Below are 12520 nucleotides of genomic sequence, written 5' to 3'. Positions count from 1 at the left end.
AGATTCTACAGGAACCCGATCGAAATCCAGGGGAAAATCGCCACGATGATGAGGCCGATCAGGAGCGCAACCAGATACCCCCAGATCGGCCGCATGCCCTGTGCCGGATCGACCCGGCCGATCGCGCAGGCCGCGTAATAGCCGACGCCGAACGGCGGCGCGAACAGGCCGATGCCCATCGCCAGGATGATGATCATGGCGTAGTGCACCTCGTGCACGCCGACGGCCTTGGCGATCGGGAACAGTAGCGGCCCGAACAGCACGATCGCCGGGATGCCTTCGAGCACGCTGCCAAGGATGACGAAGGCGATGATCGACACCGCGATGAACGAGGCGCTGCCGCCGGGCAGCCCGGTCATCGCTGATGCCAACGAGCGCGAGAAGCCGGATTGCGTCAGGCCCCAGGCCATGCCGGTGGCCGCGCCGATGATCAGCAGGATCGCGCCTGACAGAGCCGCCGTCTCGACCAGCATCGACGGCAGCCGCCGCCAGTCGAAGCGGCGATAGATCAAAAGCCCGATGATGACGCTGTAGACGATGCCAATGGTGGAGACTTCCGTCGCGGTCGCGATGCCCTCGACCACGGCATAGCGGATCACGAAGGGCAGGGCGATGGCGGGCAGGGCGACCATAAAAGTCTTTGCAATCTGGCTGCCGCGCGCCCTCTTCACATGGCTCAAATCCTCGCTGCGATAGCGCCACCAGACCAGCACGGAGAGCGTGATGGCAAGTACGATGCCCGGCAGCAGACCACCGGTGAACAACGCCGAGATCGACACGCCGGTGACCGAGCCGATCGTGATCAGCACGAGGCTCGGCGGAATGGTTTCGGTCTGCGCGCCGGTGGCAGCTAACAGCGCGACGAGGTCGCCGGGCCTGGCGCCGCGCTGCTTCATCTCCGGGAACAGCACCGGCGCCACCGCGGCCATGTCGGCGGCCTTCGAGCCGGAGATGCCGGAGACGAGGTACATCGCGCCGACCAGCACGTAATGCAGGCCGCCGCGGACATGGCCTAGCAGGCTCGCCAGGAACGCCACCATGGCCCGCGCCATGCCAGTCATCTCGATCAGCAGCCCGAGGAAGACGAACAGCGGCACCGACAGCAAGATCAGGTGGCTCATGCCTTCGTCCATGCGGCCGACCAGCACCATCAGTGGCGTATGCGTGGTCAGCGCCAGATAGCCGAAGGTGGCAAGCCCGAAGCCGAACGCGATCGGCACGCCGGCGAACACGCAAAAGCCGGCGACGCCGACAAAAAAGATGATCAGGTTGAGATTGCCGAGCGGCCGCAGCAGCGGCTGGGCCAGCCAAAAGACGCCGATAATGCCGGCGACCGTCAGCAGCGCCGCCAGCAAGGCCTTGACGTTGCCGTCGCGTGCCAGCCGCAGCATCGCAAACAGCGCCATCAGGCAGACGCCGACCGGCAGAGCGGCGGCGCGCCAGGTGTTCGAAATCTGCAGCGCCGGCGTCGTGATGAAGCTTTCCTCGTAGGCATATTCGTAAGCTGGATGCACGATCATGACCAGGAAGGCCAAAGCCGCACAGGTCGCCACCGCATCGAGATAGAACCGCACCGCCGGCGGCGCACTGCCGATCACCGCGGTCATGCGCATGTGCTCGGCGCGCCGGAAGGCGACCGCGGCACCGAGCATCGCCAGCCACAGGAACAGCATCGAGGCCAGCTCGTCCGACCAGATCAGCGGCCGGTGCAGCACGTAGCGGGCGATCACGCCTGCAAACAGGATGACGATCTCGGCGACGACGAGGATTGCCGCCGGGATTTCGACCATGAGGCCGAGCAGGGACTCGATCCGCCGGAGCAGGGAGTGGCGAGGGGGCCCGGCCGTCGTCCCAATGACCGTTTCGGTGACGGAGAATTCGGTGATTTCGACGTGAGCCATAGCGCAGCACGAGCCCCCTACGCGTTACGAGAGCTTGCCGACCGCTTTCTCCAGCAGCGACCAGGCCTCCTCGCCATATTTGCCCTTCCACTCGGCATAGAAGCCGGCGGAGCGCAGCTTGTCGCGGAAGGGGCCGACCTCCGGCTGGTTGAACACCAGGCCCTTGGCCGAGAGTTCGTCCTTCACCGTGGCGTTCAGCTTCTCGGTATCCTCACGCTCCTTCACCGCGGCGGCATTAACGTGCTTGGCGACGATCGCGCGGATATCCTCCGGCAAGGCTTGCCACGCGCGACGGTTCATCAGGAACCAGAAGCCGTCCCACATGTGGTTCGTGAGCGAGCAATATTTCTGCACCTCGTAGAGCTTCGCCGCCGAGATCAACGCGAGCGGGTTCTCCTGGCCCTCGACGATCTTGGTCTGCAGCGCCGAATAGACCTCGCTGAAGTTGATCGAGGCAGGCGCCGCATCGAACGCCTTGAACATCGAGGTCCACAGCGGCGACACCGGCACGCGGATCTTGAAGCCCTTATAATCGTCCGGCCCGTTGATCGGCTTGGTCGACGACGTGGTCTGGCGGAAGCCGTTGTCCCAGATCTTGTCCATGACCTCGAGCCCGGCCTTGTTGATCTGGCGGCGCACATAGGCGCCGAGCTCGCCGTCCATGGCCTTCCAGACCGTGGGATAATCCGGAAACGCGAAGCCGATGCCGTTGATCGAGGCCGCTGGCACCAGGGTGGCCAGGATCAGCCCCGACAGCGTGAAGAACTCGACGCCGCCGGATCGGAGCTGGCTCAGCGTGTCCGTATCCGAGCCGAGCTGGCTGTTCGGGAACACCTGCATATCGAACCGGCCATTGGTCTCGGTCTTGATAGCTGCCGCCATCTCGCGGGCCCGGGCCACAAAGGGATGGGATTCCGGGAGGTTATTGGCGAATTTGTAAGTGAACTCGGCGCTCTGCGCGCGCGCCACATGCGGTGCGGCAATCCCGCCCAGAACCGCTGACGCTGCGGATGCCTTGAGTAGCGTGCGCCGTGACAGGCTCATTCTCGTTTCTCCCAGATGCTTCTTGTTGTGAGACGCATGAGTCCCATCAGGACCAATCCTATACGGACCAGAGCCCGTCAGGTCATCTGCGTTCTCATCGTGCTCAGCGCTTATTTCAGCCCAGGACAATGGCGGCAATCTCGGGAGGCGACGACACTCGAATGCACCTCGGGCCATGAGCTGGGAACCGACGATTTGGTGGCCGAAATTCATGCCGGTTTCGAGCAATTTACGCCAAGCCATTGATTGTCCTTAGAATAGATATATTCCATAATATACCTTATGCGAATTGTGTATTTGGGCTGAACCTGAGCGCGGATTATGCCGCTGATCGATTCTGCTTATGCGGGCAGCCTTTGAGGTCTTGGCTGGCGTCCCCGGCTTTGTGGCTAGCTTCTTTGAAGACTAGATTCGGACCTGGGGTTCTTGGCCGCGAATGCATTCAGCTCGCGCGCGACGCGATCCAGGTGATTAGCCATCTCGTGCTGGGCTTTACGCGGATCGCGACCGGCGATCGCGCCGTAGATCGCCTCGTGCTCGCGGTACGTCCCTTCAAGCCGGCCCGGCTCGGGAAGCAGCGTACGGCGAACGCGTTCAAGATGGGTTCGGATCTGATCAAGCACCTCACCGACGCGTGCGAGACCAAGGCTCTCAGTCATTTGGTGATGGAACCTGGTATCGAGCGCGTGGAAGCCCTCGAGGTCTCCGCTTACAATCGCTGCGTTTTGATAGGCAACATTTTGGCCGAGCGCTTCGATAGCCTGGTCCGACATGCTGGCCGCGCAGACGCCGACGACCTCCACCTCCAGAGCACGACGCATCAGCATCCACTGACGGACGTCTTCGAGATGGATCTTGGCGACATAGGAGCCGCGTTGCGGCTCGACCACGACGAGTCCTTCGAAAGCCAATCGATTGATCGCGGTCGTGATCGAGAGTTTCGACACATCAAAGATGGCGCACCACTCGTTCTTGTCGATCGGCGTTTCGGGCGCGAGCGTGCCGGAGACGATGGCCCGCTTGAGTGCCAGATAGGCCTGATCGACTTTCGACCCTCCTGCCCTGCGCCCACGCGCTGGTCTCGTGCCGCCGCTGAAGCCACCGACTGAATGCATGCTCTGTTCCCTCGAGCCGATCTACGCGTTTCGATCCCGTGACGCCAATCGTGCAGCCAAACCGCTTGACGAGCCTTATCTGATATAACTAGCATGTCAGTTAATAAGCAACGATCACCTGCGGCTCAATGTCTCCAGGGACTGACGGGCACGCCGGGAGGAAAATCCAATGGAGACACGCTTCGGCGCGCTCGGCGCAGAAGATGAGCGCGGCGCTTCTCGATCTTCTCCCATGGTCCAGCTTGGCAGCCGCGCCGGCGCTCCGGGCAGACATGTCGTGCTTTGCGCGGAGCAGATCTCCAAATCCTTCGCAGGCGTAAGGGCGCTCCACAACGTCGATTTCGATTTGCGCCATGGCGAAGTCCATGCGCTGATGGGCGAGAACGGTGCCGGCAAGAGCACCCTGATGAAGATCCTCGCCGGCGTGCACACGAGCTACGACGGCAGCATCCAGGTCGAGGGCCAGGCTGCATCGTTCAGCGGCGTGCGCGACGCCGAAGAAGCGGGCATCGCCATCATCCACCAGGAGCTCAATCTCGTTCCCGAACTGAGCGTGGCCGCGAACATCTTCCTCGGCCGTGAGCCGCTGATCGGCGGCGTGCTGATCGACCGGCGCAGCATGATCAGAGCGGCCGAGCGACTGCTCGCACGTCTCGGCGTGACCATCCCTCCTGAAACCAGAATTTCCGGCCTGCGCGTCGGCGAACAGCAGCTCGTTGAGATCGCCAAGGCGCTGTCGCTCAACGCCCGCATCCTCATCATGGACGAGCCGACCTCGGCCTTGTCGTCCTCGGAATGCGACACGTTGTTCAAGATCGTGCGTCAGCTCGCCAGCGAAGGCGTCGCCATCATCTACACCTCCCATCGCATCGAGGAGGTGTTGGAGCTTGCCGACCGCGTCACCGTCCTGCGCGACGGCAGGCGGGTGGTGACGGCACCGATCGGCGAACTCTCGCGCGGTGCGATCATCTCGGCGATGGTCGGCCGCGAGATAACCGCGAACGAGTCCGGCAAGACGGCGCAGGATGGCGCGGTCGTCCTCTCGGTGCGGAACCTGACGCTGGATACGCTCGGCCCGCACGGATGGCGGCGGACGCTGCACGGCGTCAGTTTCGAGCTCAGGCGCGGCGAGATCCTTGGGATCGGCGGGCTGCTCGGCTCCGGCCGAACGGAGATCCTGGAATCGATCTTCGGCGTCTCACGCGGCTGGCGCGACGGCAACATCGCGATCGATGGCGCGCCTGTCGATATCAACTCGCCGGCCGACGCCTATCGTCTCGGCGTCGCGCTCGTCAGCGAGGATCGCAAGGAGCGCGGCCTGCATCTTGGCGCGTCGATCTGCGACAATGTCGCCCTGCCCTCGATCGGCGTGCTCTCGCGCTTTGGCTTGCGCTCTTTCGCCAGCGAACGTGCACTTGCTGCAGACATGGTCAAGCGGCTCTCGGTCCGCTGCTCCGGTATCGGCCAGGACGTTGCCGCACTCTCTGGCGGCAATCAGCAGAAGGTCGTGATCGGCAAATGGCTCGGGACCGAGCCTCGCATCCTGCTGCTCGATGAACCGACCCGCGGTATCGACATCGGTGCCAAGCAGGAGATCTACCGGCTGATCTTCGATCTCGCCGCGCAAGGGCTCGGGATCATCGTGGTGACGTCGGAAATGCCGGAACTGCTGCTGTTATCAGACCGAATCCTGGTCATGTGTGAGGGACGACAGACCGGGATTCTCGCGCGCGAGAATGCAACGCAGGAGCAGGTCATGCGCCTGGCGGCGCCGGGCATGGCGGCGTGGTCGCAGGTATCGGCATCATGACAACTCTCCTTCGTCTTCTGTCCCGGACCAAGCTCTATTGGGGCCTCTTGCTGATCTGCCTGATCGGCGCCCTCACCTCACCGCACACCTCATCCGGCCACAACATCTTCCTGTCCTATGGCAATCTCACCGACGTCCTGCGCCAGGTCTCGATCACCGGGCTTGTGGCGACCGGCATGACCATGGTCATCCTGCTGGGCGGCATCGATCTCTCGGTCGGCTCGGTGATGGGCTTCTCGACGGTGATCTGCGCGATGCTACTCACCAAGCGCGGCTGGACCTCGGCGTCGATCATGGGCGTGCCGGCCGCTATCATCGTCGGTGGTGTCGCCGTGGCCCTGGCCGCGCGCTTCGTATTCGCAGGGCTCGCCCGCGGCCGTGATGTCAGCGCCGGACGGCGACGAGAGATCACACTCTCGCGCTGGCAAAGCATAGGTATCCCGGGGCTGCTCGGCCTCGCCGCTGCGACTACGATCGGGTGGTGGACGATGCACCAGGTGCCAAGCAAGTTCGGCGTTCTCGGTGTTCTCCTGATCGCGCCCTGCCTTGCCTTGGTGCTCGGCGGCTTCAACGGACTCCTGATCGTGACCGGACGTTTGCAGCCCTTCATTGCGACGCTCGCGATGATGGTCAGCGCGCTCGGCATCGCACGGTTGACCGCCGGTTCTGACAACGCCGTTGTGCCCGTGTACACCGGCACCAACGCGACCGAGGCGTTCGAGCTGCTGCGGTCGATGCTCTGGGGCGTACTGCCGGTACCAAGCGTATTCTTCCTCGCGGCGATCATCCTGTTCGGCGCGATCCTGCGGTTCACGACCTTCGGACGCTACGCCTATGCGATCGGCGGCAATATCGAGGCCGCAAAGCTCTCTGGCATCAAGGTCGCGGAGGTGCAGCTCACGGCCTATCTTCTGTCCGGCCTTCTGGCGGGAATCGCCGGCGTGCTGTTCGTCGCGCAGTACCGGCAGGGCAAGCCTGACGCTGGCGCCGGGCTCGAGCTCGACGCAATCGCCGCGGTCGTCATCGGCGGCACCAGCCTGATGGGCGGGCGCGGCGGCCTTGCCGGTACCTTTGTCGGCGTCCTCATCTTCGGCCTGCTCTCCGACATCCTGCAGCTTCAGAACATCGACTCCAACGTCCAGCTCGTCATGAAGGGATTGATCATCGTCTGCACCGTGCTGGTGCAGGAACAGAATCTCGGTCAGCTCGTCGCATGTTGGCGATTCCGCCGATCGGGCGAAGCACATGCCGATCCGAAAACAGCCGAGTCCCATCGGCTGCCAAGCGCCGCAAAGGCCCAATTCGCAAGGGAGGATCTCGATGAAGCGTCGTGAGTTCTTGAAATTGTCGACCACTGCGGCCGGGGCCGCAATGACGATCTACCTGCCAGCCGGTTGGACCCCTGCAAGAGCCGCCGGCAAGTCGAAGGTCGGCTTCAGCCAATGCACCACGCTCGAACCGTGGCGCGTGCAGTTCAACAAGGACATCCTGGCCGAAGCCAAGAACCATCCTGATATCGACCTCATCATCACCGACGGCCAGGACAAGACCGAAAAGCAGGTCGCCGACTGCGACAACCTGATCGTGCAGCAGGTCAACGTGCTGCTGATCTCGCCGAAGGAATCCGCCGGCCTGACCGGCGTTGTCGAAAAAGCGATCGATGCAAAGATCCCAGTCATCGTGCTCGACCGCAATGTCGACACCAAGCGCATCACCCAATTCATCGGCGGCGACAACGTCGCGATCGGCAAGGCGGCCGGCGAGCACGCGGTCAAGCTGCTCGGCGGCGCCGGCAAGGCGGCCGGCAATGTCGTCGAGATCTGGGGCGGCATGGGCACCCAGCCTGCGCATGACCGCCATGACGGCTTCCACGCCTTCACCGACAAAGAGCCTGGCATCAAGTACCTGCTCAACAATCAATCGGGGGATTGGAAGCAGGACAAGGCCTACGACATCATGACCACGGCGCTGCGCAACAACGAGAAGATCGACCTGGTCTACGGCCACAACGATCCGATGGCCTATGGCGCTTATCTTGCCGCCAAGGACGCCGGCCGCGACAAGGATATCAAGTTCATCATCGGGATCGACGGCCTGCCGGACGAAGGCGTTACCTGGGTCTCCAAGGGGCTGCTTACCGCCACCTTCCTCTACGCGACACCAGGCGCGGAAGGACTGCGGCAGGCCGCCAAGCTCTTGAAAGGAGAAAAGCTCGAACCGGTCATCACCTTGCCGACGATGCTGATCACCAAGGAGAACGCGCCGGACATCCTGAAGAAGAACGGATTGCTCTGATCGGGCAACACTGAACTGGTGTTTCGAAGAGCCAAGCGCGGTCACATTCCGCGCCGGCTCTTCGTCCGTCTCGCCTCTGTTTCACCACACGAGAATGACCTCGTGTGAGATCGTCTCCCCTCTTCGAGTTCCGACATGAGCGATGCGATCTTTCGCAGACAGGACGGCATCTGGCTGAACGAACCGAAACGATGGACCGCGCAGGGCGATGACCTGAAGATCGTCACCGACAAGGCCACCGATTTCTGGCGCGAAACTCATTATGGGTTTTGTCGGGACAGCGGTCATTTCCTGGGCTTTCGGACAGCGGAATCGTTCACCGCGGAGCTGCGTATCCGCTGCGATTTTCAAGCGCTCTACGACCAGGCTGGCATCATGGTGCGCATCGATGCAGAACGTTGGGTCAAAGCCGGGATAGAATTTTCGGACGGGCGGCCGATGCTCGCGAGCGTATTGACCGATGGGCGATCGGATTGGGCAACTGCTCCATATGAGCATGACGCCGGCGACTTCTGGATGCGGGCGACCGTCGCGAACGGCGTTCTTCGATTGCAGGTTTCCGCCGACGGCCAACTCTGGCCACTGACGCGATTGGCGCCTTTCCCGACGGCGACGTCCTATCTTGTGGGGCCTATGGCCTGCACACCCGAGCGAGAGGGATTACCGGTCACCTTCTCGAGCTTTTCCCTGAAGCCGCCGCTCGGCAAGGATCTGCACGACCTCAGCTAGACGACCGTTTACAAAGTCATGGCTCTATGTATAGGCCCTCGCTGTCATCGTCCGCGAAGGCGGACGATCCAGTACGCCGTGACGTTTCGGTTCGATCTCTTCTGCCGCGGAGTACTGGACGCTCCGCCGGAGCCTGTCATCCGGCCGGCCGAAGGCCGGACCGGGTGGCGAAGCATGACAGCGTTGGAGATGGCGAGAGCTCAACCCATCCACCGACCAACCGATTTCAAGGAAACGCTCTTCTAAGGAGCGTCGCTCTGCGGCTTGCGGCGGAAGAACTTGATGATCCCTGCTCCCAGCGCTAGCACGCCGACGAGGATCATCTTGGCGAACTTCAGCGCCATGGCGCCGAGCAGCGCGAACAGGCCGAGCTTCTTGGCCACGGCGCCGCCGACCAATGCCATCAGGCCGTATTGGGCGACAAGATCTGTGGCCGCGCTGAAGTCCTCATAGCGCTTGCCGGCATTGTACTGGAGCGCGGCCAGCAGCTCGCGCGCGGCGGCCTTGTCGGTTGCGATCCGCTGCGAGTCCGACAGCAGGTTCAGGCTGAAATAGCCATCGCGGCCAAGCGCATAGGTGTTGTAATTGACGTTCCTGGGCGTGTCGTCAGCCTGGCCCTTGTCCTTGCCCAGCAGCGACCAGACCAGCCGATGGGTATCGGCGTCATAGGCTGGCGGCTCGATCCAGCCGACCACCTGCAGCTCAGGAAAGCCGCGGGCGACGCGATCCCGGTTGGTCTGCTCCACGCCCTCGCTGATGGTCTTCAGGAGATCGTCGGCGTTCCAATCCTTGGCATCATCGTCCTTGATATAGCCTTCCTTGATGTAGCGGATCACGACCATCCATGGCTCGTTCTGACGCGTGCTCAGCACGAGCCCGATGAAGGTCGTCTCGTCCGGGACGTTGCCCAGCGCGCGCAGCACGCGCAGGCCCTCGGCCTTGGGAACGAAGAAGCGATCGGCCGCCAGGTTCAACGTGGCCTGGTCGATCAGGCTGATCTTGCCGGCGCCTGCGGTACCAGCCTTGCCGGCGGCCTGCCAGGCGGCGCGCAACTCGGCCTGGCGAGCCGCCTCGCTCGGCGGCGCTGCCTGAGCCGACACCGAGAGCGATCCCGGCAAAGCCAGCAACATGAGGCCGGCCACCACGGCGGCAATGAGCTTACGCACCAGCTCCGGTCCTTCTGAAATGTATCGAGCGGCAATATTGTCGTGAGAACGTCGATATCAGGACCGCGATACGCAAGCCGCGGCCATTCAACCGAGTTGGCCAAGCCGCCGAGAAAAGGGCCGCGTGGCCTCGGATTGAGAAGGGGCGTTGCGGCCCCTCCTCGCGCATATAAGGTGCCTATCGGCAGGCGTGCGTCCGGTGGTCGTAGCCGAGATAGGTGCCGTTGTCGGGGTCGTAGCTGCGGAAATGCGTGCACTTCGCAGCCGCGCTGTGGACGCGCCGGCGATGCCGCTTACGCGGTGCGTCCTCGTCCTCATGCGCATGACGCCTCGCGCGCTTCTGCGGTTTGGCTTCCTCATGCTCGGCGTGTTCAGGTTTGGCCGCGGCCGACTTGGCTGCGGGCTTGGCTTCGGGCGCAGCCGGCTTCGCAGCCGCAGGCGTTTCGGCCGGAACGGGCTTGGCTTCCGGCGCAGCGACAGGTTTTGCCTCCGCCGTTGGCGCTGGTTTCTTCTCTTCGGCGACCGCGGGCTTCTCGTCCTTTGCGACCGGCTTGGTCTCCGCCGTCTCGGGCTTGACCTCCGTCGTCGCCGGCTTTGCTTCGGCTGCCGCCGGCTTGGGCTCGGTCACGTCGGGCTTTTGCGCAGGCTCGGCAGGCTTTTCGTTCGCAGCCGCGGGCGGCTTGTCTTCGGACGCGACGGGCTTCTCCTGCGCCGCTGCCGGCTGGGCCTCCAGCTTCTTCTCCTCGACGATTGCAGGCTTTGCCTCGGTCGCTGCGGGCGTCTCCGTCGTCGTGGCCACAGGCTTGTCGGCCGCGCTCGACGAAGCCTCGTCCTTCACGGCCGGCTTCTCCTCGGCCTTCTCCTCGGCAGCGGCCGGCTTGTCCTCTGTAGCCGCAGGCTTGGCTTCCGCCGATTCCGGTTTGTCGGCCGTCGCCTCCGGTGCCTGCTCGGGCGCTTTGGGCTTCTCCTCGGAGGCCGCTGGCGCCTTTTCCTCGACAGCGGCAGGCTTGTCAGCCGTAGGCGTCTCGTCGGCGCGTGCGTGCGCGCCCAGCATCACGGTGAACAGCAGACAGCACAGAACGCCGGCGCGCTGCATGATCGCGGTCGGTAAGGCAGACGAACTCATGGGATGAATGTCTCGATTGGAGGGAAGCTCGACAGGGCTGCATCATCTCTTTACGGCAAGTCTGTGAATCCTGCCGCATCGGCGTGGCGCACCGAGGCATATCGCCGCGCAGTGTGTGCCGGCGGCCTCAGCCGCTGCAATTAACGGGAGAAGTTGGCTTGCCCATCTACTCAGGGACGGCAGGGTCGAGCTCTTCCTGCTCGAGCCATTTGGCGCTCGGCCCGGACAAATAGGCGATCAGGGCGGCGATCGCCGTGTCTTTCGCCTGCTTCGGTGGCCGGCCCTGATCGTCGGGCGGGCGTCCAAGCGTCTGGGCAAGCTCCGGCGTCATCAAATGCGGCCGCAACGGTCGTGCGATGATCCGCTCGATCGTGCGAAAGATCCAGGCACCGTCCGGGTCGATATCCGACCAATGGAAGAACGGCACCTCCTCCGGCACCAGGCGCGCGAGCGCCCGCAGTGCATCCTGCGTCGCTAGCGACGGATAGCCGCCGACATAAATCGTCAGGCCCGTGGCATCGCGATCCGCCTCGGCGATATGCCGGTGGAAGCTCGCATAGTTCTCGATCGTCAGCACGTACCGCGGCGCTTCGCGCAGGCGGATGCGCGGTGCTTCCTGCGGCGGAATGCCGAAATAGGCGGGCCGTGCGAGCGACAGCTCGGCGGAATCGAAATCGATGCGGCCGGCCAGGAGGAGCGGCGGCGCAAACTTCTCCAGACCCAGCGTTCGCAAGGCATCACGCGGGCGGGCGCCCGGCGGCAATTCGAGTGCGGCGCCAAGCAGCCTCACGACCGCACCTTCGAGCCGTTCCAACGCCTTGCTGTCGCCGGCGATGCGGCGCGAGAAGGTGCGGTAGTCGAGACCTTTGTGCTTGTCGTGGAGAATGGCTGTGGCGAGCATCAATGCGGTCCGCAGCCGATCGACCTCCGCCGCAGCAAAACCTTGCCATGGCCGGCCGCGCTCCCATTGTGCGCTGATCGCGGCAATCGAGGGCGCAAGTGCATCCGGTACTTCTAACACACTGAGCAGGCGCTCAACTGTCGTTGCAGCAAGCTCTGCGACCGGGCGGCGTCCGAGCAGATCGTAGAGCCGCGTAGGGTCTTGCAAGCGGACATGCTTGATCTGCTCGCTGTCGCGCCCCTTGCCCTTGGTGATGCGGATGGCACCGGCGGACGCAGCCTCTTCGAGTTGACTGACGAAACGGTCGATTTCAGAGATGTCGCCGAGAGACGAGAAGTCGGGGCGAGCGATCGGATCGGCGACACCATCCTCCCGCCGGTCCAGCAGATAGGACATCAGCGCCCTGGCATCGGAAAACCGGCGTCCCATCGCC

At 63.5% G+C, this 12520-nt stretch carries 10 protein-coding genes; 4 read left to right on the top strand and 6 right to left on the bottom strand.

All coding sequences use genetic code 11. The annotated features are described in order from the left end of the window. Positions 1-5: 5 nt before the first annotated feature. The 3 genes from P6U24_RS18830 to P6U24_RS18820 form a co-directional block, all read right to left on the bottom strand. The gene (locus P6U24_RS18830; RefSeq protein ID WP_407154025.1) at positions 6-1901 is read right to left on the bottom strand and encodes a TRAP transporter large permease subunit; all 1896 of its coding nucleotides are present in this window, start codon (positions 1899-1901) and stop codon (positions 6-8) included. Between the two features lie 24 nt (positions 1902-1925). Continuing rightward, a complete protein-coding gene (locus tag P6U24_RS18825; protein WP_407154024.1) occupies positions 1926-2945 on the bottom strand; it encodes a TRAP transporter substrate-binding protein in 1020 nt (339 codons plus the stop codon). A gap of 389 nt (positions 2946-3334) precedes the next feature. Continuing rightward, positions 3335-4060, bottom strand: coding sequence for a GntR family transcriptional regulator (locus P6U24_RS18820; protein ID WP_407154023.1), 726 nt, complete (start codon positions 4058-4060; stop codon positions 3335-3337). Between the two features lie 232 nt (positions 4061-4292). Between P6U24_RS18820 and P6U24_RS18815 the strand changes: the two genes are divergently transcribed. The 4 genes from P6U24_RS18815 to P6U24_RS18800 all read left to right on the top strand — a co-directional run bounded on the left by P6U24_RS18815 (position 4293) and on the right by P6U24_RS18800 (position 8894). Continuing rightward, a complete protein-coding gene (locus P6U24_RS18815) occupies positions 4293-5870 on the top strand; it encodes a sugar ABC transporter ATP-binding protein (protein ID WP_407160511.1) in 1578 nt (525 codons plus the stop codon). After that, on the top strand, positions 5867-7204 hold the full coding sequence (locus tag P6U24_RS18810; RefSeq protein ID WP_407154022.1) for an ABC transporter permease: 1338 nt from the start codon (positions 5867-5869) through the stop codon (positions 7202-7204). Before P6U24_RS18815 ends, P6U24_RS18810 begins: the two co-directional genes overlap by 4 nt. 37 nt (positions 7205-7241) lie before the next feature. Further along, on the top strand, positions 7242-8165 hold the full coding sequence (locus tag P6U24_RS18805; protein WP_407160510.1) for a substrate-binding domain-containing protein: 924 nt from the start codon (positions 7242-7244) through the stop codon (positions 8163-8165). Positions 8166-8300: 135 nt separating this feature from the next. Continuing rightward, the gene (locus P6U24_RS18800) at positions 8301-8894 is read left to right on the top strand and encodes a DUF1349 domain-containing protein (RefSeq protein WP_407154021.1); all 594 of its coding nucleotides are present in this window, start codon (positions 8301-8303) and stop codon (positions 8892-8894) included. A 242-nt stretch (positions 8895-9136) separates the two neighbouring features. Here P6U24_RS18800 and P6U24_RS18795 read toward each other — a convergent pair whose 3' ends face one another. From P6U24_RS18795 to P6U24_RS18785, 3 genes are all read right to left on the bottom strand, one after another. Further along, positions 9137-10060, bottom strand: coding sequence for a DUF2167 domain-containing protein (locus P6U24_RS18795; protein ID WP_407154020.1), 924 nt, complete (start codon positions 10058-10060; stop codon positions 9137-9139). A 178-nt stretch (positions 10061-10238) separates the two neighbouring features. Further along, positions 10239-11186 (bottom strand): hypothetical protein, encoded by a 948-nt coding sequence (locus tag P6U24_RS18790; protein ID WP_407154019.1) that lies wholly within the window; start codon positions 11184-11186, stop codon positions 10239-10241. A gap of 166 nt (positions 11187-11352) precedes the next feature. Then, the gene (locus P6U24_RS18785) at positions 11353-12516 is read right to left on the bottom strand and encodes a Wadjet anti-phage system protein JetD domain-containing protein (protein WP_407154018.1); all 1164 of its coding nucleotides are present in this window, start codon (positions 12514-12516) and stop codon (positions 11353-11355) included. Positions 12517-12520: the final 4 nt, after the last annotated feature.

This window comes from Bradyrhizobium sp. STM 3557 (assembly GCF_045571465.1).
In the GTDB taxonomy this organism is placed as follows: Bacteria; Pseudomonadota; Alphaproteobacteria; order Rhizobiales; family Xanthobacteraceae; genus Bradyrhizobium.
Note: the sequence above shows the minus strand (reverse complement) of the source record. Positions and strands in the feature narration are given on the sequence as shown.

What these genes read in the sequence shown, in the direction of transcription:
- P6U24_RS18830 (WP_407154025.1), bottom strand. Translation starts at nt 1,901, where the DNA reads ATGGCTCACGTCGAAATCACCGAATTCTCCGTCACCGAAACGGTCATT.
- P6U24_RS18825 (WP_407154024.1), bottom strand. Translation starts at nt 2,945, where the DNA reads ATGAGCCTGTCACGGCGCACGCTACTCAAGGCATCCGCAGCGTCAGCG.
- P6U24_RS18820 (WP_407154023.1), bottom strand. Translation starts at nt 4,060, where the DNA reads ATGCATTCAGTCGGTGGCTTCAGCGGCGGCACGAGACCAGCGCGTGGG.
- P6U24_RS18815 (WP_407160511.1), top strand. Translation starts at nt 4,293, where the DNA reads ATGGTCCAGCTTGGCAGCCGCGCCGGCGCTCCGGGCAGACATGTCGTG.
- P6U24_RS18810 (WP_407154022.1), top strand. Translation starts at nt 5,867, where the DNA reads ATGACAACTCTCCTTCGTCTTCTGTCCCGGACCAAGCTCTATTGGGGC.
- P6U24_RS18805 (WP_407160510.1), top strand. Translation starts at nt 7,242, where the DNA reads ATGACGATCTACCTGCCAGCCGGTTGGACCCCTGCAAGAGCCGCCGGC.
- P6U24_RS18800 (WP_407154021.1), top strand. Translation starts at nt 8,301, where the DNA reads ATGAGCGATGCGATCTTTCGCAGACAGGACGGCATCTGGCTGAACGAA.
- P6U24_RS18790 (WP_407154019.1), bottom strand. Translation starts at nt 11,186, where the DNA reads ATGAGTTCGTCTGCCTTACCGACCGCGATCATGCAGCGCGCCGGCGTT.
- P6U24_RS18785 (WP_407154018.1), bottom strand. Translation starts at nt 12,516, where the DNA reads ATGGGACGCCGGTTTTCCGATGCCAGGGCGCTGATGTCCTATCTGCTG.